Annotated in this window: 23 protein-coding genes and 1 pseudogene; 14 read left to right on the forward strand and 10 right to left on the reverse strand. The window is 68.9% G+C overall.

Annotated elements, in window-relative coordinates:
• Positions 1–463 precede the first annotated feature (463 nt).
• A pseudogene (locus tag AC3RCC_RS24465) lies at positions 464–1474 on the reverse strand (P1 family peptidase); the annotation flags it as partial.
• Between the two features lie 456 nt (positions 1475–1930).
• Here AC3RCC_RS24465 and AC3RCC_RS24470 point away from each other — a divergent pair.
• The 4 genes from AC3RCC_RS24470 (at position 1931) to purU (ending at position 5435) form a co-directional block, all read left to right on the forward strand.
• Complete coding sequence (locus AC3RCC_RS24470) at positions 1931–2605, forward strand: response regulator (protein WP_492256883.1); 675 nt, start codon at positions 1931–1933, stop codon at positions 2603–2605.
• Complete coding sequence (locus AC3RCC_RS24475; protein WP_492256884.1) at positions 2602–3990, forward strand: sensor histidine kinase; 1389 nt, start codon at positions 2602–2604, stop codon at positions 3988–3990. Before AC3RCC_RS24470 ends, AC3RCC_RS24475 begins: the two co-directional genes overlap by 4 nt.
• A gap of 107 nt (positions 3991–4097) precedes the next feature.
• Entirely contained in the window at positions 4098–4376 is a 279-nt protein-coding gene (locus AC3RCC_RS24480; RefSeq protein ID WP_291636180.1) for a GNAT family N-acetyltransferase, read from the forward strand.
• A gap of 198 nt (positions 4377–4574) precedes the next feature.
• Positions 4575–5435, forward strand: coding sequence for a formyltetrahydrofolate deformylase (gene purU / locus AC3RCC_RS24485; RefSeq protein WP_291636178.1), 861 nt, complete (start codon positions 4575–4577; stop codon positions 5433–5435).
• Positions 5436–5534: 99 nt separating this feature from the next.
• On the opposite strand, the gene AC3RCC_RS24490 is transcribed toward purU, so the two are convergent.
• Entirely contained in the window at positions 5535–6197 is a 663-nt protein-coding gene (locus tag AC3RCC_RS24490) for a L,D-transpeptidase (protein WP_492256885.1), read from the reverse strand.
• Between the two features lie 52 nt (positions 6198–6249).
• Complete coding sequence (locus AC3RCC_RS24495; protein WP_291636175.1) at positions 6250–6885, reverse strand: DsbA family protein; 636 nt, start codon at positions 6883–6885, stop codon at positions 6250–6252.
• Between the two features lie 187 nt (positions 6886–7072).
• Between AC3RCC_RS24495 and AC3RCC_RS24500 the strand changes: the two genes are divergently transcribed.
• Complete coding sequence (locus tag AC3RCC_RS24500) at positions 7073–7735, forward strand: response regulator (protein WP_291636173.1); 663 nt, start codon at positions 7073–7075, stop codon at positions 7733–7735.
• Positions 7732–9060, forward strand: a complete 1329-nt coding sequence (locus tag AC3RCC_RS24505; RefSeq protein ID WP_492256886.1) for an ATP-binding protein — start codon at positions 7732–7734, stop codon at positions 9058–9060. The genes AC3RCC_RS24500 and AC3RCC_RS24505 overlap by 4 nt, the downstream gene beginning before the upstream one ends.
• Before the next feature lie 38 nt (positions 9061–9098).
• Here AC3RCC_RS24505 and AC3RCC_RS24510 read toward each other — a convergent pair whose 3' ends face one another.
• From AC3RCC_RS24510 to AC3RCC_RS24535, 6 genes are all read right to left on the reverse strand, one after another.
• Complete coding sequence (locus tag AC3RCC_RS24510; RefSeq protein WP_291646433.1) at positions 9099–9326, reverse strand: hypothetical protein; 228 nt, start codon at positions 9324–9326, stop codon at positions 9099–9101.
• Positions 9327–9405: 79 nt separating this feature from the next.
• The gene (locus tag AC3RCC_RS24515; RefSeq protein ID WP_492256887.1) at positions 9406–11343 is read right to left on the reverse strand and encodes a mechanosensitive ion channel family protein; all 1938 of its coding nucleotides are present in this window, start codon (positions 11341–11343) and stop codon (positions 9406–9408) included.
• A gap of 168 nt (positions 11344–11511) precedes the next feature.
• Positions 11512–12501 carry a TRAP transporter substrate-binding protein gene (locus AC3RCC_RS24520; protein ID WP_492258826.1) on the reverse strand — a complete coding sequence of 330 codons (990 nt, stop codon included), beginning with the start codon at positions 12499–12501 and terminating at the stop codon, positions 11512–11514.
• Positions 12498–14363: a TRAP transporter large permease gene (locus tag AC3RCC_RS24525; protein WP_492256888.1), complete on the reverse strand. Its 1866-nt coding sequence runs from the start codon at positions 14361–14363 to the stop codon at positions 12498–12500. Before AC3RCC_RS24525 ends, AC3RCC_RS24520 begins: the two co-directional genes overlap by 4 nt.
• 4 nt (positions 14364–14367) lie before the next feature.
• Positions 14368–14682 carry an NIPSNAP family protein gene (locus tag AC3RCC_RS24530; protein ID WP_291636160.1) on the reverse strand — a complete coding sequence of 105 codons (315 nt, stop codon included), beginning with the start codon at positions 14680–14682 and terminating at the stop codon, positions 14368–14370.
• A complete protein-coding gene (locus tag AC3RCC_RS24535) occupies positions 14679–14930 on the reverse strand; it encodes a hypothetical protein (protein WP_492256889.1) in 252 nt (83 codons plus the stop codon). Before AC3RCC_RS24535 ends, AC3RCC_RS24530 begins: the two co-directional genes overlap by 4 nt.
• A 63-nt stretch (positions 14931–14993) precedes the next feature.
• Between AC3RCC_RS24535 and AC3RCC_RS24540 the strand changes: the two genes are divergently transcribed.
• From AC3RCC_RS24540 to AC3RCC_RS24575, 8 genes are all read left to right on the forward strand, one after another.
• On the forward strand, positions 14994–15347 hold the full coding sequence (locus AC3RCC_RS24540; RefSeq protein ID WP_452119455.1) for a hypothetical protein: 354 nt from the start codon (positions 14994–14996) through the stop codon (positions 15345–15347).
• A gap of 221 nt (positions 15348–15568) precedes the next feature.
• Complete coding sequence (locus AC3RCC_RS24545; protein WP_492256890.1) at positions 15569–16090, forward strand: YcnI family copper-binding membrane protein; 522 nt, start codon at positions 15569–15571, stop codon at positions 16088–16090.
• Positions 16091–16135: 45 nt separating this feature from the next.
• Entirely contained in the window at positions 16136–17731 is a 1596-nt protein-coding gene (locus AC3RCC_RS24550; RefSeq protein ID WP_492256891.1) for a copper resistance CopC/CopD family protein, read from the forward strand.
• Positions 17732–17772: 41 nt separating this feature from the next.
• Positions 17773–18252 (forward strand): copper chaperone PCu(A)C, encoded by a 480-nt coding sequence (locus AC3RCC_RS24555; RefSeq protein WP_291636151.1) that lies wholly within the window; start codon positions 17773–17775, stop codon positions 18250–18252.
• 198 nt (positions 18253–18450) lie between these two features.
• The gene (locus AC3RCC_RS24560) at positions 18451–19215 is read left to right on the forward strand and encodes an SDR family NAD(P)-dependent oxidoreductase (RefSeq protein ID WP_492256892.1); all 765 of its coding nucleotides are present in this window, start codon (positions 18451–18453) and stop codon (positions 19213–19215) included.
• Between the two features lie 265 nt (positions 19216–19480).
• Entirely contained in the window at positions 19481–20479 is a 999-nt protein-coding gene (exbB, locus tag AC3RCC_RS24565; RefSeq protein ID WP_492256893.1) for a tonB-system energizer ExbB, read from the forward strand.
• A gap of 6 nt (positions 20480–20485) precedes the next feature.
• Complete coding sequence (gene exbD, locus AC3RCC_RS24570) at positions 20486–20926, forward strand: TonB system transport protein ExbD (protein WP_452119460.1); 441 nt, start codon at positions 20486–20488, stop codon at positions 20924–20926.
• Positions 20923–21783: an energy transducer TonB family protein gene (locus tag AC3RCC_RS24575; protein ID WP_492256894.1), complete on the forward strand. Its 861-nt coding sequence runs from the start codon at positions 20923–20925 to the stop codon at positions 21781–21783. The genes exbD and AC3RCC_RS24575 overlap by 4 nt, the downstream gene beginning before the upstream one ends.
• Positions 21784–21837: 54 nt before the next feature.
• Here the strand turns inward: AC3RCC_RS24575 and AC3RCC_RS24580 are convergent, their stop codons facing one another.
• Positions 21838–23085 (reverse strand): alpha/beta hydrolase, encoded by a 1248-nt coding sequence (locus AC3RCC_RS24580; RefSeq protein WP_465247188.1) that lies wholly within the window; start codon positions 23083–23085, stop codon positions 21838–21840.
• Between the last annotated feature and the right edge of the window lie 17 nt (positions 23086–23102).

Consider the following 23102-nt stretch of genomic DNA (forward strand, 5'->3'; position numbering starts at 1 on the left):
CGGGCCGTTCTCTGCAGCAATGAACGATCGCCTCGCGGGCGCTTTTGCGGTGGTCCGGGCCTATGACGTTCCCGGTCTCGGGCATCCCCTACAAGGCAGAGCTCGACCGGCTGCACTGGAAGCTACTCTCTCGCTTGCCTGGACCGCGCCTTCGCGGCGACGCTTCGGCCGTTTCCGCGATGGGCCGCCGCAAGGCCAACGAATTCGAGGCATCGCGGTCCCGCTACACCCCCGGTCGTCAAGGAGAACCAGGCCCGGGGCACGGCCGCAGCTCCGGCCTCCGTTCGAGGCGAAGGAATCGACAGGAAATCTGCGCGCGCAGTCCCGCGCGCGCTCGCGTGAGCGCTAGGCAGGATCGTCCGCAGACCTGCCTACGAGGTTTTCGGGAAGCCCTGTTCCCAGGAAAGCGGCCGCATCTCGGCGCCGGCAATGGCCCGGGTCGAGCAAGGCTCGCTGCCGGGGCTCAGCCGATCGAGGGCTTTCCCGCTCCGCCATCGTAATCGCGCCAGGCCGGAAGGTCGTGCTCCGGCAGACTCTCCGCGCTCATGATGGCGCGCGCCACCGCATGCGCCATCACCATCGCGGCGATCGTCCCGATAACAGTGACATCGGCGCTGACATCCACCGCCTTGCCAGTCGAAAGCGCGAAGATGGTGTCGCCATCGAACATGGTGTGGATCGGGTTGATGCTGCGGGCGAACCCGTCATGGGCCATCTGCGCGATCTTGCGCAACTCGGCCTTGCCGAAGGGCGCGTTGGTCGCGATCGCGCCGATTGTGGTGTTGGCGCCGCCGAAACCCGTCACGCCATAGCCGCCCATCATCGCAGCGACCGTATCGCGGAAGCCGCTCCCCTCGCCGCTGCGCGCGCCGGCGAGGATCCGGCCGTTTCGGGGATCATAGACATCGCCGACGGCGTTGACCGCGACGATCGCGCCGACGACGATCCCGGTGCCCGGTACGGTCCAGCTCGCCGTGCCGAGCCCGCCCTTCATCGCGAACGCCGGACCGAAGAGCTTGCCGATGCTCGCGCCGGCGCCGGCGCCGACATTGCCCTGCGCCGAAGGCTCCCGCGTCGCGGCGAGGCAGGCGGCATAGCCGGCATCGGCATCGGGCCGGACCGAGAAATCGCCGACGCCGAGATCCATCAGCACCGCAGCCGGGACGATCGGCACCACGCCGGCGCCGATCGGGAAGCCATGCCCGCGCTCCTCCAGATAGCGGGCCACGCCGGTCGCCGCCGCGAGGCCATAGGCGCTGCCGCCGGAAAGCAGCACCGCCTGGACCTTCTGGACATAATTGCTGGGATCGAGCAGGTCGGTCTCGCGCGTGCCGGGCGCGGCGCCGCGGACATCGACGCCCGCCACCGCTCCCTCCTCGCAGAGGATGACCGAACAGCCGGTCGGGCGAGCGGTCAGGCTGTGATGCCCCAGCTTGATGCCGGGCACGTCGACGATGCAGCCGCCGAGAATGTCGCTTCGATGGTCCAAGGTCATCGCCCTTCCCTTAATCACAGATCGCCATGTCGCAGCCGGAGCACGGCCAGCAGGTATTCAGGTGGGGCACGACAGGCGAGCATGACACCGGTAAAGCGGCGGCGAAACTCGGTGCGGCCGAGGATGTCAGCTGAAGCACTAGCGAGCGACAGATTGCAGTTACGTTAAGAACTCGACGCTCCCTGCATTCCGACCGGCTGCGATCATGTCTTGCGATGACCGCAGATCAAGTGGCACGTGTGCAGCAACCTTACGGCAGAGGACGGCGGCAGCAGGACCGGCTCGACCGCGCTCGCAGTGCCGAGAGCAAGCCGCCTGGGCCATTTGCGATTGCGCAAGGATTGAACCGCTTATCTAGGCGCGGCTTTTCGAACGGGGGTTCGTCGCGGATCGGCAGGTTTGCCGTCACCGGCGGCCAAGGATGGGCTTGCGGCTTTGAGATTACTGCTCGTCGAAGACAATGACGAACTCGCCGGCCTGATCGAAGGCCAGCTCCAGGCCGGCGGCTATGGCCTCGACCGGGTCGACTGTGTCGCCGATGCGATCGCAGTGCTGGACTCGCGCAGCTACGCTGCGATGATCCTCGATCTCGGCCTGCCCGATGGCGATGGCCTCAAGGTCCTGCGCCATGTCCGCAGCCGCCAGCTCTCCTTGCCTGTGCTGATCCTGAGTGCGCGCGGCGCCACGGACGAGCGGGTCAAGGGCCTGGAGCAGGGTGCCGACGACTATCTTGCCAAGCCCTTCGCCTTCGAGGAGCTGAAGGCGCGCCTTGCGGCGCTGCTGCGCCGGCCGGGAGCCCTGCTCGGCGCGCAGCTGACCGTGAGCAATCTCGTCTTCGATACGCAGGGCCGTCAGGCCAGCGTCGAGGAACGGCCTCTGCCCCTCTCCGCGCGCGAGACCCAGCTGCTCGAGCTGCTGATGCGCCGGGCCGACAGGATCGTGCCGAAGAACGCGGTCGAGGACCAGCTTTTCGGGCTCGACGACGAGTTCGGCTCCAATGCCGTCGAGGTCTATATCCACAGGCTGCGCAAGCGGCTCCAGGACGGCAAGGCCGGCGTGACCATCAATACGGTGCGCGGGGTCGGCTATGTGTTGACGGCGGCCCCATGATCCGGCCGGGACGCAGCCTGCTGTCGAAGATATTCCTGCTGCAGGCGCTGGTTCTGTGTCTGGCGGCGCTGGCCGTCCCCCTCGCCATCGACGCGATGCTGAAGCGGCGCGCCGCCTTTTTCGAGCAGAAGGTCCTGACTGACCGGGCCCGGCTGGTCGCGGAGGCGCTGGCCGTCACGCCCGACGACAGACTGGCGCTGGCGCCGGGGCGCTATTCGCGGGAAGGCGAAAGCGGGGAGTTCGGCTATGCGGTGGTCGACGCGGCCGGGACGGTATCGCTCGCCTCGTCGCCTTTCGCCGAAGGCCTGCTGGGTCCACTCGGCCGAAGCGAGAAAGCCCAGTTCTCCTCGCTGGCGGCGGAGGGCCGCCAATATCGGGCGGTGAGCTTCCCCGTCACGGTCGAGAACCGGCCCTATTGGGTGATGCTGGGCTGGAATCTCAGCGAAGAAGATGTGATCCACGACGATCTGCTGCACAATTTCCTGTGGAGCGCCCTCGCCGTCGCAGCGCCGCTGCTATTGCTGCTGCTCCTCCTCAACGCGCTGATCGTGAAGCGCTTCTTCCGCCCGGTGCTGGGCCTCTCCCGGCAGGTCGCGGCGCTGGATCCGGGCCGCAGCGATCTGCGCCTGCCCACGCAAAGCCTGCCCGCCGAGATCCTGCCGCTCGCCGAGGCTTTCAACCTCGCGCTCGAGCGGGTCGAGCAGAGCTACCAGGTCCAGAAGGAGTTCACCGCCGACGCCGCCCATGAGCTGCGTACGCCGCTCGCGGTCCTCGATGCGCGCCTGCAGACCCTGCCGGAATCGGAAGCCCGCGCCGCTTTGCTCGCGGATGCAAGGCTGATGGCGCGGATCGTCAACCAGTTGCTCGACATGGCGACCCTGGAGCAGGCGGGCCGGGACGGCGGCGAGACGGACCTGCTCGAGATCAGCCGCTCCGTGGTCGGGGACCTCGCGATCGAGGCCATCAAGAAGGGGCAATCGCTCGGGCTCATCGAGCCGGAAGGCCTGACCAGCCTGCGTGTCCAGGCGCAGGAGCAGGATGTCTGGCACATGCTGCGCAACCTCGTCGAGAACGCCATCCGCCACACGCCGGCGGGCACCACGATCGACGTCGTCCTGGAGAAGGATGGCAGCCTGACCATCCGGGACGACGGGCCGGGCATTCCGGAGGAGCTGCACGCGCATATCTTCAAGCGCTTCTGGCGGCGCAAGCGCAGCGGCAATGCGGGTGCCGGGCTCGGCATGGCGATCGTCCAGCGCGTCGCGCAATCCAATGGCGGCTCGATCACGCTGCACTCGGCCGAGGGTCGAGGCACTGCCTTCGTCATCCGCCTTCCGCTCGTGCCAGACGCAGAACCGGCGCTGGGGCTCCCCCGCCCCCATTGAGCACGCCGTTCTTTTGAGACTTGACGCACCGGGCGTGCTGCTGGTCACCTGCCGAAACGATCCGCGCGCGGCGGCTCGCTGACGCAGACCCACAGGAAGGGCCGCCGATGGACAATGCCGTCGTCGACAGACCGGATCAGAATCGCTTCGAGCTGGCGATCGGCGATGAGCTCGCCCTCGCCTATTATCGCATCGAAGGCGATCATATCGTCCTCACCCATACCGAGGTTCCGCAGGCGCTTTCGGGCCAGGGCGTCGGCTCGCGGCTGGCGAAGGGCGTGTTCGAGCAGATCCGCGCCGGCGGGCGCAAGGTCGTGCCGCGCTGCTCCTTCATGGCGGGCTGGGTCAGCCGGCATCCGGAATACAACGACCTCCTTGCCGGCTAGACCGCGTCAGCGAGCCTCACCCTCGGGTCGCACACAGACCTTGCGGAGCGCCAGGCCGAGCCGATAGGTGGGCGAGGCCGCCCGGGCGCCACGAAACGCATGCGTCCGGCCAGCATCCGATACCGACCGAACTGCCCGCCGGCGCTTCGACAGCCGTCCTTCGATCTGCGGGGGGCGATGACCTTGAGAGCCCCTTTCATGCCGACCGAACAATACCTCCTGACCCTCTCCTGCCCGAACCGCCCGGGCATCGTCGCCGCGGTTTCACGGCATCTTTTCGAGAACGGCGGCAACATCCAGGAAGCCAACCAGTTCGACGATGTCGAGACCGGCGACTTCTTCATGCGCGTCGTCTTCAATTTTCCGGAGGCTGGCTCGCTCGCGCAGTTCCGCGAGGGCTTCGGCGCGATCGCCGAACGCCATGCGATGACATGGCATGCAAGGCCGCGCCGGGAGCGCCAGCGGGTGCTGCTGCTGGTCTCGAAATTCGACCATTGCCTGGCCGATCTGCTCTATCGCTGGCGCACCGGCGAGCTCGACATGGAGATCGCCGGCATCGTCTCGAACTATCCGCGCGAGATCTATCAGCACCTCGATTTCGACGGCATCCCCTTCCATCATCTGCCGATCAGCAAGGACACCAAGCCGCAGCAGGAGGCTCAGATCTGGGAGCTGGTGCAGGAAACGCGCGCCGATCTCGTCATCCTCGCCCGCTACATGCAGGTGCTGTCCGACGACCTCGCCGGCAAGCTCAGCGGGCGCTGCATCAACATCCACCACTCCTTCCTGCCGGGGTTCAAGGGCGCCAAACCCTATCATCAGGCGCATTCGCGCGGCGTGAAGCTGATCGGCGCCACTGCGCACTACGTGACGGCCGATCTCGACGAAGGGCCGATCATCGAGCAGGACATCGAGCGCATCAGCCATCACGACACGCCCGAGGATCTCGTCCGCAAGGGCCGCGACATCGAGCGGCGCGTCCTCGCCCGCGCCGTCGCCTGGCATCTCGACGGACGCGTGCTCGGCAATGGCAGCAAAACCGTGGTCTTCCGGGACTGAGTAGGAAGGGTCGGGATCGGCGCTCAGGCCGATCCCGCACCGGATGCGATAACAAAAAGATAGATCACCGTGATCGCGTCCGGACGGACGCGCGGCGATCTAGAGAACCACCACCTTCGAGCCGCTCGGGATGCGGTTGTAGAGGTCGATAACATCCTGGTTCATCATCCGGATGCAGCCGGAGGAGACCGCTTCGCCGATCGTCTCGGGCTCGTTGGTGCCATGGATGCGGTAGAGCGTGTCCTGGCCGTTCTTGAACAGATAGAGCGCGCGAGCGCCGAGCGGGTTGTTCTCGCCGCCGGCCATGCCGCCGGCCCATTTGGCATAGCGTTCCGGCTCACGCCGGATCATGTCCCGTGTCGGCGTCCAGCGCGGCCATTGCGCCTTGCGCTCGACCACCGCCGTGCCGCTGAATTCGAGTCCGGCCTTGCCGACTCCTACGCCGTAGCGCAGCGCCTTGCCGCCCTCCTGCACCAGATAGAGGAAGCGGTTCTTCGGATCGACGACGAGCGTTCCCGGCTCGTGCTTGGTCGGGTAGTCGACGAGCTTGCGGACATAACGCGGCTGAAGATCGGCGAGGTTGACCGCCGGGACATGGAATTTCTCGGTCTCGAGCGCGCTGTAGCGCTGCGCCACCAGCGGATCGATGGCAGGCGCGGCAGCAACCTGCGGCGGCGGGGCGCGCACGGTGGTGCAGGCGGCCATGGTCAGGGCGAAGGCGATGACGGCGAGACGTTTCGCCGGCAGGAAGGCGCAGATCATGCGAGGCTTTCGGCTGAGAGGGGTAGAGCGGGGAACGGAAGCGGCGCCCGGGCTATTTTCCGGCCTGCCTGGCGCGCGCATCGGCGACCACCTGCTTGAAGCCGGCATAGTCGAGCGCCGCGGTCCGGAACGGGCCGACGAGATAGGCTGGCGTGCCTTCGAGGCCGATGGCGTCGGCCTGGGCGAGATTGCGCCGCAGCAGCGCGGTGATCGCCTCCGACTTGGCCTTGAGATCGGCCTGGAGGCGGGGCATCTCGACACCAGCGGCCTGGATCGCCCCGAGGATCTTGTCTTTGGGGATGCGCATGCTCGGCAGGGTCATCAGGGCATGGTGGGCCGCTTCGTACTTGCCCTGATAATGCGCCGCGAGGGCGAGCTGCGCGCCATAGACCGAGGCGTCGCCGAGGATCGGCCAATCCTTGTAGACCAAGCGGATCTTGCCATCGGTCTTGACGATGCGGGCGAGATCGGGCGCCGCCTTCTTGCAGTAGGGGCAGTTGTAGTCGAGGAAGGCGGCGATGGTGACGTCGCCCTTCGGGTTGCCGGCATTTGGTGCCTCGGGATCGTTGAGCACCGCGTCGGCGCCGGTCTCGACGGCGAAAGCGGGCCGGGCGCCAAGCAGCGCCGGAACGCCGGCGATGGCAACGCCGGATGCAGCCAGTCGGATGAGCGCGGCACGACGGTTCATGGGAATCTCCAGCAGGACGGCGGGGGAATGACGGGGACCGGGCGGCAGGAGCGGCTCGGCCGGCACGGGCGGCAGATGGCGGCAGGACATGGGCGACCTTTCGATCGGTTGAAGCTGCCCTGTCGAAATTCCAGCTTAAGCCAGCCTTAAGGCTGGGCTGGCTGGTCGCGGGCGAAGGAGCGAGCGGATGCGCATTCTCGTGGTCGAGGACGACCCGATCCTCGCCGACGGCCTCGCCGTCGGCCTCGGCCTTGCCGGCATGACGGTGGACCGGGTGGAGAATTGCGCCGATGCACGCGCGGCGCTCGCGACCTCGGCCTTCGACGCGATGGTGCTCGACCTGATGCTTCCGGACGGCTCCGGGCTCGACGTGCTCGGCGAGATGCGGCGCAGCGGCAACCGGACGCCCGTCCTCCTGCTGACCGCGATGGACGATACGCCCGACCGCATCCGCGGCCTCGACAGTGGCGCCGACGACTATCTCGGCAAGCCCTTCGACCTCGACGAGCTGGGGGCCCGCGTGCGGGCGATCGCGAGGCGCGGCAGCGGCCGGGCTGCGCCCCGCCTGAGCGCCGGCGGTGTCGTGCTCGATCCGGCAAGCCTCTCCGCGACGTTGAACGACACACCGCTCGCCCTGTCGCGGCGCGAGTTCGCGGTGCTCTCGGCCCTCATGGAACGGCCCGGGATCGTGCTCTCGAAATCGGAGATCGAGGACCGGCTCTATGGCTGGCAGGAGGAGATCGAGAGCAATGCGGTGGAGGTCCACATCCACCATCTGCGCGCCAAGATCGGCCGCGATGCGATCGAGACGGTGCGCGGCCTCGGCTACCGGATCAGGGCGATTTCATGAGCTCACTGCGCGGACGGCTCTTCGCGATCCTGCTGACGGCGACCGGCGTGATCTGGCTCTCCGCCGTGGTCTGGATCTATTCCGGCACCCATAGGGAGCTAGAACGCGTCCTCGACACCCGTCTCCAGGAGGCGGCGCGTATGGTGAACTCGCTGGTCGGAAGCGCCAACATGACGGTTGCGATGGCGGCGCTGCCCAATCAGCAATTCGAGCCCCTCGGCTATGAGCGCCAGCTTTCCTGCCAAATCTGGTCCTTCGACGGTCGTCTCGTCGCGCGCTCGGACGGCACACCCCCCGGCCGCCTGACGGAGGCTCCCTCGGGCTTTTCCGACCGCATCGTCGATGGCGAGCCCTGGCGCGTCTACACCGTCGCCAACGAGACGGCCGGAATCCACATCATGGTCGGCGATCGGCTGGGCCTGCGCGACCGTCTCGTCTCCGAGTTGATCAAGGGGTTGCTCGCCCCGGCCCTGTTGATCGCGCCACTGCTCGGCCTGCTGATCTGGATCAGCCTCGGACAGGGACTGCGGCCGCTGCGGGCCATGGCCAATGAGGTGCGCTCCCGTGAGGCCGACGATGTCAGGCCAATCGACAGCGCCCATGCCCCGGCCGAGGTGAAGCCGCTCACCGAGGCCCTGAACGGCCTGTTCGCGAAGGTCGAGACGGCGCGCCGGCATGAGCGCGAGGTCACCGCCTTCGCTGCGCACGAGTTGCGCACGCCGCTGGCGGGGCTGAAGACACAGGCGCAGATCGCGATGGCGACAGAAGATCCGGCGGTGCGGCAGGGAGCACTGCAGCGGATCGTGCTTTCGGTCGACCGGACCACAAGGCTGGTTCGGCAACTTCTGGCCCTGACGAAGCTCGATGCGGGCGGCCCGCCGCCCACCCCAGAGACGGTGCCCGTCGGCCTAGTCTTCGACGAGATCACCGACAATGCGCACGGCGCCGGACCACAGGTCTCGGTCGCGATCGATCCGGCGCTCCGAGATCTGACGATCCGGGCCAGCCGCGAGGTCCTGACCCTGGCGCTACGGAACCTGCACGAAAATGCCGTCCAACATTCGCCTGTTGGCGGCAAGATCATCTGGCGGGCAACCGCGAGCGGCCTTGGCATCGCCATCGAAGACGAGGGCCCGGGCATCCCGGAGGATGAGATGGCGCTCGTCACGCAGCGTTTCTTTCGCGGCCGGCACAAGAGCGCGCTCGGCACGGGCCTCGGCCTCGCCATCGCCGATGCCGCAGCACGACGCATGGGCGCCTCACTACGGCTGAGCAAACGGCTCGACCGCTCAGGCCTGCGGGCCGAGATCGAGCTAGGCGCCTGAATCTGCGGAAGCGGACAGGCGCCCGCAGGCCGGGCGGCTCAGCCCCCGCGCGCCTCGACCACCTTGCGGCAGCTCTCGGAGAGCTTGGCCTTGTTGTCACGCAGGCAGGCGTTCATCTGCTCCGACTTGCCGACGAAGGAGGCACAGAGCTTGACCGCATCGGAGCGGCAGGCCGCACGCTCCTGGGCCGTCGGCTCGGCCTGGGCGAACACTGGCGAGCCGGCCAGCAAGAGACTGGCGCAAGCGCCGACAAGATACCTGGTCATCGCATCGTCCTTTCATCGTGAGCCGCCCCCCGCGGCCCGGGGTAACGGGGATCGAAGGGAAAGCGGGGCGGCGTTTCGATCATGGCGTCGCCCCGGAGGGTTTCCCGGGCACGGGATCTGCCGCCGAGGCGCCATCCGGAACCCCAGTCGCCGAGGCTTCCGCAGCAGGTGGCGAGGCCGGCAGCTCCGCGATGGCGACCGAGACCGGGCCCGGAGCGCCGGTCATCCGCGAGTCCTCGACCACCTCCTCGATCAAATGCCGCACCAGCGGTGGCACGCGCTCGATCGCCGGCGCCACCATGTCGAAGCCGAAGCCGATGCTGCCGCCGGTGCCGTCCTGCGGTTCTGTCCGCAGCATTGCGATATCGCCGACGATCGCGGCATGGATCGTCGGCTCGCTGCGCAGGGCGGCGACCGCGTTGCGCCTGAAGCGGGTCATCCCCGCCTGGCCCGGCGGCGCCGCGAAGGGCACATCGACGATCACATGCACCAGCCGGCGGCTGTGGTTGGTGACGGTGCCGAGCTCACCGAGCGGGATGGTGTGGACGCGGCCCGACTCGTCACGCAGGCGAACGCTGCGCAGATTGATCTGCTCCAGCCGGCCGCAACGGCCGGCCGCCTCGATGGTCTCGCCGAGCCGGAAGACGTCGTCGAGCATGTAGAAGACGCCCGAGACGATATCCTTGACCAGGGTCTGCGAGCCGAAGCTGATCGCCAGGCCGGCAATGCTGGCTCCGGCGAGCAAAGGCGTGGTGTCGATGCCCATGGTCGAGAGCGCGATCAACAGGAACACGACCCCGATCAGCCCGATCGCGACGAAACGCAGGATCGGCAGCACGGTGGTGAGCCGCGCCATCCGATCATCCCCCGACGCCGTTCCGAGCTCCGCCTCGCCGGGTGTGAGCTTCGCCTCCGTCCAGACGTGGATCGCCGCCGAGAGGGTGACGGCGAGCACGAGGACGAAGGAGGCGAAGGTCAGGCGGTGGGTGAAATTGAGCCAAGCCTCGGGCGTGAAGCCGCCGAATACGTCCCGCCACCAGAATTGGATGACGATGCGGACCAGCAGCGCCGCCGCCAGCGCGTCGACCACGACGCGGACGACGAAGAAACGGCGCATGATCTCGGGCTTGCGGGAATCGCGGATGCTCACGGCCAGCGCCCGATCGAGCGCGACCGCCAGCAGCAGGATCACGATCATGCCGACAGCACCGCGATAAAGGTCGAAATCGAGCCCGATCCAACCCCAGACCCAGAAGCTGAACAGCAGGAGCACCATCCCAGAGGCGAGCAGGCGCGAGACCATCGGCAGGCCATGGCGGCCGAGATCCCGCAGCAGCCGCAGCGCCGCCAGCGCCATGCAGAGCGCCACGACCCAGGAGATCAGCCGCAGCGAAGGCAGAGGCAGCCCCATACGCTGCGCCGCGCCGAGCAGCGCATTGTGCAGGTGGCCGACGGCGAAGATGATGCCGAACTGCCAGACCGCCTTGCGGGCGCCGTGATCGTCGACCGCGACCAGGCGCAGGCGGCGCATCGTCGGCTGGAACAGGATGTGCAGCAGCGTCAGCAGCAAAAGCCAGCGGATCAGCCCCGTCGTCAGATCGCTCGGAAAGGTGCTCGTGCCGGGCGCGATGCCGAGGACGCGGACCAGCAGCACCCTGCCCGTCACGGTCGCCGCGAGCACCACCAGCGCGTCGAGCCCCGTGACCCGCATGATCCCAGCGAAGGCCGAGCGCGTCGCGCCGGCACGCTGGCGGCGATGCCTCAGCAGATGCCCGGTCAGCAGATAGACTACGAGCACGGCGCCGGCGACGAGCAGTGCCTCGGCCAGAACCACCCAGGCGGAGGGCGAACCCGGCAGGATGCGCCAGAGCGCGTCCGGCAGCAGGGGCGCAGCGTCGAGCGCCGCCAGGGCCTCCGCCTCGATACGCTTGAGCAACAGCGTCACGCCGTCCAGCGGCGAGGCCATCGCCGAGGCCGGCACCGGCGCTGCGGCCGGAACTGACGGGCCGCTCTGCATGCGGCGTTCCCCACTCTTCGCGCATCCGCGCAGCTTGCCGCTGCTTCGACGAACAGGATCGGCGCACCGGCCGATGCGCCATCCCCCTACGTCATGGGATAATCGAAGACGTGGCCGCGATCCAGATTGTCCCGGCGCGTTTCATGGCCCGGGGAGCAACCGAAGCCCTCAGGCGCTGCCGGCGATCGCCTCGATCTTCTCGATGCCGCCGAGCTTGGGCGCGAAGGAAGTCCAGAGCTTACGGGCGCCGGCCTCCCAGCCGGCCCGGTCCTCGGGCTGGGCGACCTTGCCGCCCTCGGCCTTGGCCTTGGCCATCGAAGCCTCCTCATCGGCGATGATGAGCTCGTCGAAATAGGCAGCCCCTTCCACCGCCGCAGCCGCCAACGCGGCCCTGTCCTCGGCGGAGAGCGATTTCCAGAAAGGCGCCGAGACATAGACCACGCCGGTCGCCCAGATATGGCCGGTCTCGATCAGCCAGGGCACGACCTCATGCAGCTTGAAGCCGACATAGGCGGATTTGGTCAGGTCCATCGCATCGACGACGCCGGTCTTCAGGGCGTTGTAGGTCTCTGGGATCGGGATCGGCGTCGGATGGGCGCCAAAGCCCGCCCAGAGTTCGGTGTGCAGCGGGCTCTGGATCACCCGGATGCGCTTGCCCTTGATACCGGCCGGCGTGGTGATCGGCTCCTTGGCGAGGAGATGGCGGGCGCCATAGTTGATGAAGCCGAGCACGACGAAGCCCTGCGCTTCGTATTTCGCCTTGAGCTCGTTCCCAAGCGTCCCGGCGAGCACGCGTTTCAGATGGCCGCGGTCGCGGAACAGGAAAGGCAGGTCGAGGATCTGGCCCTCCGGCACCCAGCCGGACAGGGCCGAGATGGTCGAGAGCGAAGCCTGGACCGAGCCGAGCTTGATGCCTTCGGCGACCTCCTTCTCGCCCCCCAGCGCGGCATTGGCGACGATGCGCAGGTCGAAACGGCCGGGTGCGGTCTTCGCGAGGATCTCGGAGATCCTGCGCCAGATCCGGGTTTCCGGCTTGTCCTCGCCGAGCAGCGAAGCGACCGTGACCGGACGGCCGGCAGCGAGGCCTGCACCTGCGGAGAGAAGCGCGGGCGCTGCGACGAGCCCGGCGGCGATCTGGCGGCGGGTGAAGGACATCAGAACAGCTCCTTGATCGAAGGCGAAAGTGAGGGCCAGGCGGCGGCGCCGAGGCAGAGGACCGCGAGCGCCGCGAGCAGGCTGGCGAGCAGCGGCAGCACCGCCCTGAACACCGAAGCGGCGGGCACGCGGGTGATGCCGCTGACGACATAGACGAGGATGCCGAGCGGCGGCGTCAGCCCGTGGATCATCAGGTTGACGACGAGGACGACGCCGAACTGGATCGGATCGAGGCCGGCCGCGATCGCCACGGGCAGCATGAGCGGCGCGAGCAGCAGGATTGCGGCGCCGATATCGAGGAAGAGCCCGGCGACGAGCAGGACGAGGTTGGCCAGCAGCATCACCGCATAGGGCCCGCCACCGAAGGCGGTGACGAGAGCGGCCATGTGCTCGGAAACCCGGTCGACGGCGAGCAGGAAGGCGAAGGGGGCCGAAGCCCCGATCAGCAGACCGACAGCCGCCGCCTCGCCGGCCGAGCTGCGCAGGGCCCGGCCGACGCCGGAAAGATCGAGGCTGCGCAAGGCGAGGCAGACGACGAGCGCATAGGCGACCGCCAGAGCCGAGGCCTCCGTCACCGTGACCACGCCGAAGCGGATGCCGACCACGACGACGACGCCGAGCCCGATCGCCGGCAGCGCCCCGACGAAACTGCGCCCCCGCTCGGTCGCCGTGGCCTTCGGAGCCTCATCGACAACGCCGCGGACGCTGAGATGGATGCCGATGGCGAGCGCCGGCACCAGCACCGCGCCGGCTACGAAGCCGCCGACCAAGAGCGAGCCGACCGAGAGATTGGTCGCCGTCGCCAGGATCAGGAAGGCGATCGAGGGCGGGATGATGTTGTCGAGCATCGAGACGCCGGCAACGATCGCCGCCGCATTGGCCGGCGGGTAGCCGCGCGCCACCAAGGCAGGAGCCATCACCTTGGCGCCGAAGGCGGCGTTCGCCACCGAGGAACCGGAAGCGCCGGAGAACAGCGTGCTGGCGACCAGCGCCGTCTGCGCGAGACCGGCGCGCCAATGCCCGACGAGCGATGCGGCAAAGCGCACCAGCCGCTCGGCGAGACCGCCGGCGGTCAGGAGTTCGCCGGCGAGCAGGAAGAAGGGGATCGCCAGCAGCAGGAACTTCGAGACGCCGGAGACGGTGTTCTGGACGATCGCCGGCTCGGGCAGCAGGCCGCCGAACGGGCCGGAGAGCGAGACGCCAGCAAGCAGCGCGAAAGGCAGCGGCGCACCGATCAGCAGGCCGATCCCGGCCGCAAGCGCCGCAACCAGGCTCGGCGTCGTCAGCGACAGGCCCGTCGTGCTCTGAGCGGCGAGGTAGAGGCCGATGCCGAGAAGCAGCGAGGCCAGGGCGGCGGCAGCCGAGCGGTCTAGCGCGGCCCGCCAGAGCAGGAGCAGCACCGTCAGCCCTCCGCCGATCGCGAATGCGGCGAAGCGCAGGCTCTCGGGCAGGCCGAGCACGGTCGAGGTGCCGCCGACCAACGCGGCAACGCCGGCCCCGCCGATGGCGATGACGAGCGCACCATGGATCGCGATCGCATCGGCAAGGATCGCCGCCAGGCGCTGCCCGGCTCCCGGCAGCAGCCGGACGAGGACGTCGAGCCGCATCGACAGGGCGCTGGTCGCGGCCAGCGGCATGCCGAGCGCGACCAGCACGACATTGAGCCAGATCGCGAGCTCGTCGGACCAGATCAGCCCGGCACCGAAGAGATAGCGGCGCAGGACGGCCAGCATGACGATGGCGAAGAGCAGACCGAGCACGGCCGCCCCCAGCCATTCGAGCACCGCCGAGACGCCGGCGAGGCAGCGCTCGCCCTGTCGGCGAAGCGCGGGCGAAGCCGGCGTTCGGGCAGCAGCGAGATTCACAAAGCTAGCGTAGCGGCGAGAAATCTGTCGGCCGCAGGATGCGGCTGCGCATCTCCAGCACATAGGGAGCGGCCTTGGCGCGGAACTCCTGCCAGCGCGGATCGGCCTCCATCGCCGCGCGCCGGCGCTCGCGGTCGCCGGCATCCTCGAAACGCCACATATGGACGACCTCGTTGACGACACCGCTATCGGTGGTGAACCAGCCGATCAGCTGGCCGAGATGCGAGACCTGCAGCGCCATGCCCTCCTTCACATAGAGGTCGAGATAGTCGCGGACATGGGCCGGCTTGATCGCGTAGGTGCGTTCGTCGAGGATCATGAAACAACCTGTTCCTGGGCTGCGGTGCGATCGCGGCGCAGCCTGTCGAATGCCCGGTCCTGCCGGGCGACGGCCGGTCCGAATGCCGGGCCAAAACCGGCGCGGAGGATCGCGGCCGAACCGAAGCCGGTCAATAGAACCGACCACCTTAAAGCGCCAGCGCCGTAGAAGGATTTTCTCCTTCTGGTCGAGGACACGGCCTGCGGCAACGCGCCCGCCCCTACGAAATTGACGCGCCGCGCCGCCATGCTATCGAAGGGGCAGGAGGGCAGAGCTTGTCCGCAATACGCCGCAAACCAGGATGGAGCCGGTTGGCCGCGATCGCCGCCGCCTATCTGCTCGTGCTGCAGGCGGTGTTCGGCGGGCTGGCCTCCGGCGCGCATGCGGCCGGCATGAGCCTCGACCGCTCGCTGGGCATGACGCTCTGCGCGCCCGGAGAGATGCCACCCGCCGATGGCGGCGCCGCGCCCCACGAGATGCCGAGCTGCTGCATGCTCGGCTGCTTCCTCTCAGGTTCCGGCGCGCCCGCCGCGACGGCCGGCTTCACCCCGGTCATCCATCGCCCGGTCGATCTGATCGCCTTCCAGCTCAGGCGCGACCTGCCGCATGGCTTCGCCGCCGGGCGTTCCCCGGCCAATCCGCGCGCGCCACCCGCCGCCATCTGAGCCCGCCCGCGCAAGGCGCGCCGGCAGCTCCCCGCCCTTTCACGTCAGGCCGCCCCGCCCGCGCAGGGCCGGCGACCGCACAGCGTGCAATGGGCGACCTTCTCAGCAAACAGCGCCTTCGTTGCTCCCGCTCAACGTGAGCGGCCCGCGCGCAGGCTCATCCTCAGGGCAAGCTCGCCCCTTCGCGCCCCCGCGGCCGAAGACGCCAAAGGCTTCAGACCATGTCGAAATCCGCATTCCTCGCGGCAGCGTTCGCCGCTCTCGTCACCTCCCCGACCCTCGCCCATGTCACGCTCGAAACCCAGCAGGCCGCGGTCGGCTCGACCTACAAGGCCGTGCTGCGCGTGCCCCATGGCTGCAAGGGCGCTCCGACGATCAAGGTCCGCGTCCGCGTGCCGGAAGGCATGATCGCGGTCAAACCGATGCCCAAGGCCGGCTGGGCGCTGGACACGGTGAAAGGCAAGTACGGCAAGACCTACGATTATTACGGCACGCCGACCGCCGAGGGCGTCACCGAGGTGGTCTGGAGCGGCGGCAAGCTGCTCGACGAGCATTACGACGAGTTCGTGCTGCGCGGCTATCTCACCGCCGACCTCAAGCCGGAGACGACGCTGCACGTGCCGGTCGTCCAGGAATGCGAGGGCGGCGGCGTCGAGCGCTGGATCGAGATCCCGGCCGAGGGCAAGAGCACGGACGACTACAAGTTCCCCGCTCCCGGCCTCAAGCTCGTCCCGAAAAAGTGAGGCGAAGGCGGCCGGGCCTCGTGCCCGGCCGCCGGCTCCAAACCCATGATCCGGCGCCTCTTCATCCTTCTCATCCTGCTCGCGGCCTGCGCCGCGGCGACGTTGCGGCCCGGCTCCGCCCTCGCCCATGCCGCGCTCGTCACGACGCTGCCGGCGGACGGTGCCGTGATGGCGCGCGCGCCCGCGCAATTCACGCTGAGCTTCAGCGAGCCGGTCTCGCCGCTGGTGCTGCGCCTGATCGGCCCGGACGGGGCGGCCAAGACGCTCGAACGCTTCTCGCTCGGCGACAGGACGCTGACGATCGAGGCGCCGGCCGATCTCGCCGAGGGCAGCTATGTGCTGAGCTGGCGGGTGATCTCCGAGGACGGCCATCCCGTCGGTGGCTCGGTGGTGTTTTCTGTCGGAAGGCCGAGCGAAAGGCCGCCGGAGGCAAGCTCGCAACGAAACTTGCCGGTCACCCTGGCGCTCTGGCTGGGGCGCGTCGGGCTCTATCTCGGCCTCGCCCTCGGCATTGGCGGCGTCACCTTCTCGGCCTGGGTCGAGCCCTTGCCCGCGAGCGCGGGCAAGCCGCTCCGCCTCTTCCTCCTCCTCGGCCTCGCCGCCCTGCCGCTGGCCTTAGGCGCGCAGGGCCTCGACGCCCTGGCCGCCCCGGCTTCCGACGTCTTGCGTCCAGAGATCTGGCGGGCCGGGATCGGCAGCAGTTTTGGCCGCACCGCCGCGATCGCGAGCCTGGCCCTGCTGGCTGGGCTGATGTCGCTGGCGCGGACAGGGGGCGCCGGCCACGCGCTCGCAATCGCCGCCCTGCTCGGTGCCGGGCTGGCGCTGGCGGCGAGCGGCCATGCCAGTGCCGCCTCGCCGCAATGGCTGATGCGCCCCGCCGTCTTCCTGCACGGGCTCGCCATGACGGCCTGGGCCGGCGCGCTGCTTCCCCTCGCTCTGGCTTTGCGCGAGGCCGGCGGAGCTGATGCGCTGACCCGGTTCTCGCGCCGCGTGCCATTGGTCCTGGTCATCCTGCTCGCCAGCGGCGTCGCCCTCGCCATCGTCCAGGTCGAGCAGCCCGGTGCGCTACTGACCAGCGCATATGGCCTCGTTCTCACGGCCAAGCTCGCTTTGGTCGCCGCCCTGCTGGGGCTCGCAGCCTTCAACCGCTACCGACTGACCGCGCCGGCGCGAGAGGGCGCCGAGCCGGCTCGGCGCCGCCTGCGACGCGTGATCGGCGTCGAGATCGTGGTCGTCCTGGCGATCCTCGCCACCGCCGCACTCTGGCGCTTCACGCCACCGCCCCGGGCCTTGGCGGTAGCCGTGGCCGCAGCGGCGCCGGCCTCGGTCCATATCCACAGCGACAAGGCGATGGCCGAGATCAGCATCATGCCGGGACGGGCGGGCCCCAGCAGCGTCTCCATCTCCCTGCTCGACGGCGATTTCGGCCCGCTCACGGCCAAGGAGGTGCGCCTCTCGCTCGCCAACCGCTCCGCCGGCATCGAGCCGGTCGAACGCCCGGCGCTGCGCCAGCCCGACGGCAACTGGCTGGTCGAGGGCCTGACCATTCCCGTCGCCGGGCCCTGGAGCGTCGAGATCGAAATCCTGATCTCGGATTTCGAGATGATCCGCCTGAGCGACACCATCGAGATCAAGCCTTGATTCCCATTCAACCTTTTCAACCCGGCTAAAGGAGCCTCAAGATGAACTCTCTCATTCGTATGTCCGCCGCCCTGGCCTTCTCGCTCGTGGGGTTCTCGGCCCTGGCCAACGACTACACCGCCGGGCCACTCAAGCTCGAACAGCCCTGGACGCGGGCGACGCCGGCCGGCGCCAAGATCGCCGGCGGCTATCTCGTGGTGACCAATACCGGCAGCGCCCCGGACCGCCTGCTCGGCGGCAGCAGCGAGGTTTCCGGCAAGGTGGAGATCCACGAGATGGCGGTAAAGGACGGCGTCATGACCATGCGCGGCCTGCCCGACGGCCTGGTGATCAAACCCGGCGAGAAGACCGAGCTCAAGCCCGGCAGCTACCATCTGATGCTGATGGATCTGAAACGTCAGCTCAAGGAGGGCGAGAGCATCAAGGCGACGCTCAATTTCGAGAAGGCCGGTGCCGTCGCGGTCGAATTCACGGTCCAGTCGGTCGGAGCCCGCGCCCCGGCCGGCGGCCACAAGCACTGAGCACGAGCGCCGACCTCTCCGACAGGCATCACTGCCGCAGGGCGGGCCCCTCCCCGCCCTGCGGCATTACGTTTCGGCAGGGGCTAGCCGAAGGGAGATCGCCGGCTCGGCGTTTCTGTTTCATAGAGCTGGTGCGCGATCCGCCGGGCGGGTCGAGGGGACCGGCCCGCCGCCGGCCATGCTGATGGAGCCCTGCCGATGACGCTTTCGGCGATCTATCCCGACCTCGCTGGGCGCGCGGCCCTGGTCACTGGCGGTGCCGACGGTATCGGCAGGGCCATCGTCGTGGCACTGGCGGCGCAGGACTGCAAGGTCGCGTTCCTCGACCGCGACGCCGCTCGCGGCGATAATCTGGCGGTGGAACTGGCGGCCCTCGGCCGCACCGTCTCCTTCCATGCCGTCGACCTGCGCGACATCCCGGCGACACGAGCCGCCATCGCCGAGGCGCGTGCGCTGCACGGCCCCTTCGCGATCGGGATCAACAATGCCGGCCATGACGAGCGGCATGATTTCGATCAGGTGACGCCGGAATACTGGGACGACCGCCTCGCGGTGAACCTCCGGCCGATGATGTTCGTGGCACAGGCCCTGGCGCCCGATATGCGCGGGCTTGGCGGCGGGGCGCTGGTCAACCTGTCCTCGACCTCTTGGATGAAGGGCTCGCCGCACATGATCGCCTATACGACAGCCAAATCAGCCGTGCTCGGCTTCACCCGCTCGCTGGCCCGCGGGCTCGGCCCGGACGGGATCAGGGTCAATTGCGTCACGCCCGGCTGGGTGATGACCGAGCGGCAGCGCAGGCTCTGGGTCACTCCGGAGAAATGGCAGGCGGCCCAGCAGGCTCAGTCGATCAAGGGCGACATCCTGCCGGCCGACATCGCCGCCATGGTGCTGTTCCTCTGCGCGGACGCCTCGCGCATGTGCACCGGCCAGAACTTCATCGTCGATGCGGGGACGGTCTGAGGGGGCGCCGGGCGGTCCATCCGCACCGTGCGTTCCGCCGGCCGGCCGCAACCCCGACGCGGTCAGCCGCACTTTAGAAAGCATGTAAATTATTGTATTTGCTAAGTTATCTTGTTTGTCTTAACTGCTGCGAACGGTCGTACCGGCGGCGTCCTGCCCGGATGCATCCCCAGCGGCCACGATACGGCCGAGCGCCCGCCTGTCATCTCGCGAACCTCCGGCGCTCCCATCAGAAGGCACTCGGCCCAGGCTACGGAACCATTCGATGCAGCGTTTGATCGGCCTTGTCCTGCTCGCGATGAGCCTCGCCGCCCTCCCCGGAGCGAGCGCGCTCGCGCAGAGCATTCCTTCGCCCGCCGCTCCGGCCCTGCCCGCCGAGGCGCAAGTCCAATCCGCGCCGACGATTCCCGAAGGCGTGCCCCACGGCGCGATCGGCGGTCCCTCCACCCCGTCCACGATGACGCCGCTTTCGCCGCTGCCCGCACCGATGCCGACCGTGGTCGCGCCGGCGACCCTGCCGCATGATCTCTCCGCCTGGGGCATGTTCATGGCGGCCGACATCGTGGTGAAGGCGGTGATGGTCGGGCTTGCCTTCGCCTCGCTGGTGACCTGGACGATCTGGCTCGCCAAGGCCGTCGAACTCGCCGCCGCCAAGGCCCGCGCCCAGCGCGCGACGCGCCGGCTGCAACAGGCCGGCAGCCTGGACGAAGCGGCGCAGGCCATCGCCGGGCGCAAGAGCCAGGGGCGTGGGCCGGTCGCGTTCCTGGTCGCCGCCGCCCAGAACGAGCGCGAGCGCTCCGCCGATCTCGGCGAGGAAGGCATCAAGGAACGCGTCGCCATCGCCCTGTCGCGGATCGAGGCCCGGGCTGGGCGCAACATGGCGCGCGGCACCGGTCTGCTGGCGACGATCGGCTCGACCGCCCCCTTCGTCGGCCTGTTCGGCACGGTCTGGGGCATCATGAATTCGTTCATCGGCATCAGCCAGGCGAAGACGACCAATCTCGCAGTGGTCGCGCCCGGCATCGCCGAGGCGCTGCTGGCAACCGCGATCGGCCTCGTCGCGGCGATCCCGGCGGTGATCATCTACAACGTCTTCTCGCGCTCGATCGCCGGCTATCGGGCGACGCTGTCCGACGCGTCCGGCGAAGTGCTGCGCCATCTCTCGCGCGATCTGGAACGGATGCGCCGCGCCCCGCAGGCGCGCGCCGGGCTGCATGCGGTTCCGGCACAGGCCGCGGCGCTGCCGCGCGCCCGGGCGGAGTAGGCGGAGATGGCGGTTTCGCTCAAGGAGCCCCAGGATGGCGATCTCGCCGAGGTCAGCGAGATCAACGTCACGCCGTTCATCGACGTCATCCTGGTGCTGCTGATCATCTTCATGGTGGCAGCGCCGCTCTCCACCGTCGACGTCGCGGTGGACCTGCCGGTCTCGAACGCGCAGCCGCAGCCCCGCCCGGACAAGCCGGTCTTCCTGACCGTGAAACAGGATCTCTCGCTGGCGCTGGGCAATGACAGCGTGGCGCGCGAGCACTTGCAGGACGTGCTCGACCGCCAGACCGGCCATGACCGCGAGCAGCGCGTGTTTCTGCGTGCCGACGGAGCCGTCGCCTATCGCGAGTTGATGGAGGTGATGAACAGCCTGCGCCAGGCCGGCTATCTCAAGATCGCGCTGGTCGGGCTCGAGGACACCGGCCAGGGAGCGACGAAGCCATGATCGCGATCGCCCCGCAAAGACGCGGCCTCGCCGCCCTGCGATGGGCCGCGGCGGCGCTCACCGTCGCCTCGGTCCATGGCGGCGCGGCCTGGGTCGCGCTCAACTGGCGCCCGGCGGAAGCCGCCGCCGGCGCGCCCGAGCCGGCCGTGATGATCGAGCTTGCCGCCCTCTCGATCGCGCCAGAGGCACCGGCCGAGGACCTGCCGGTCGCGCCCGAGCGCGTCGAGCCCGAAACCGAGCCGACGCCGGAGCCCGAGCCGGTCGAAGAGATCCTGCCGGAGCCGGAGCCCGAACCCGAGCCAATGCCGGTCGAGCAGCCGGAGATCGAGCTGCCGCCGCTTCCGGCGATCCCGCAGCTCGACGCGGTGCTGCTGCCGCCTCCGAAGCCCAAGGAGGTGGAGAAGAAGCGGCCACCGAAGCCGAAGATCGTCGAGAAGAAGGAGCGGCCGAAGAAGCTGGTGGAACGCCGGCGGGTCGATCGCGAGCGTCCGAAGGCGCGCGAGGCCGCCGCGCCGCAGGCCTCGACGCCGACAGGCGCGGCGCCGTCCATGGCACAGGGCGCGGCCTCGCGCCCCAGCGTCTCCAGCGCGTCATGGCGCGGCATGCTGATCGCGCATCTGAACCGCCACAAGCGCTTCCCGGCCGGCGCCAATCCCGGCACGGTACAAGTCGCCTTCGCGATCGACAGGGGCGGACGGGTGCTCTCGGCACGGGTCGTCGCCTCCTCCGGCGACACCGCGCTCGACGCCGAGGCCGCGGCGATGATCCGGCGGGCCAGCCCGGTTCCGGCGCCGCCGGACGGCGTCGGCGGTGGCGGAACCGTCTCGCTCTCGGTGCCGGTGCGCTTCAACCGCTGAGGGGGCAAGGCCGCCAGAAAGCCTGGCCAGGGTCAGCGCTCGACCGGGCGATCTTCACCTTTGCTGGCTGGCACGCTCCAATGGCGCGGCCACGGCCTGCCCGGTGGCATCGCCGGCATCCTTGATGCTGCGGCCAAGCTCCTCGACCTTGTCGCCGAAATTATTGCGCGTATGCGGGTCGATGACCGCGATCGGCGCCGAGACGACAAGGCCGGCCGCGGTACCGACGGCCGCAGCGGCCGAGCCGGTCGCCTGGATCAGCCGGTCGCCGAGGCCGACGCGCGAATCGGTGATCGGCTGGCCGGAGACCAGACGCGTGCCGATCAGCTTCACCACTTCGGGGCTCTCGGCGAACTTGCCATGGTTGAGGCTGTCGCCGCTCTTGAGCTTGGTCAGGTTGAGGACGGTGATCTTGTCCGCCTCCATCTCGCTCTTATAGGGCTCGACGTCTGGGTCGATCGCCCCCAGGCGCGCGGTCGAGCCCCAGACGCGGCGGGAGACCGCGAGCGCCCGATCGTCCTGCGAGACGAACAGGGTGAATTTCGGCTTGCGCCCCTCCATCTCCTTGACCTGGGTCCGGAAGACGTCGACGTCGACATCGGGCGAGGCCAGCATGACGTTTGCGATCTTCGCGGGAATGCCGCGATTGCGGATCGCCATCAGCGTCAGCGCCTCGAGCGTGACCCAGTTGCCCATGGAGTGGGCGAGGATCGAGACCTCGCCGACGGCCGGGTCGCGGGCGAGCGCCTGGAGCAGGTTCTCGAGCGCATGGCGGGAGTAGTTGGAACTCTCGCGATCATAGCCATAGGCGAAGATCGAGCCGCGCGAGGGCCAGGTGAACAGCACCGGCACGACCTCGGCGCCGGAATCATGGACGATCTGGGCGAAGCGATAGACCGCATCCTCGAAACGGTTGTTGAAGCCGTGGATGAAGACCATGACACGGCGCTTCGGCACTTTCGACGCCGCCGCATGCAGACGCGCCAGCGCGGCGGTCCGATCGAGCTTGTCGACCTTCAGCGTGACGAAATCGGTCGCCGGGTTGCCGGGCAGCCGGCTCGGCCATTGCACCTCGCCGATCGTGCGCTTCTCGTCAGGCGGCAGCGAGACGGTGATCTCGGCGAAGGCGGACTTGCCGCGCTCGCCCGAGAACAGCACGCCCTCATCCGCATCGGGCGCGCGCGTCGTCGCGACCAGCATGGTCACCTTGCTGGTGCCCGGCGCGCCCGCGGCGACGGGCCCGAGCACGCCTTTGACGTCACCGGCGCAGCCCGCCAGTAGCCCGGCCAGCAGAAGCGCCACCGGCGCGGCAGAACGTC

The organism is Allobosea sp. GW823-FHT01F03, from assembly GCF_058798075.1.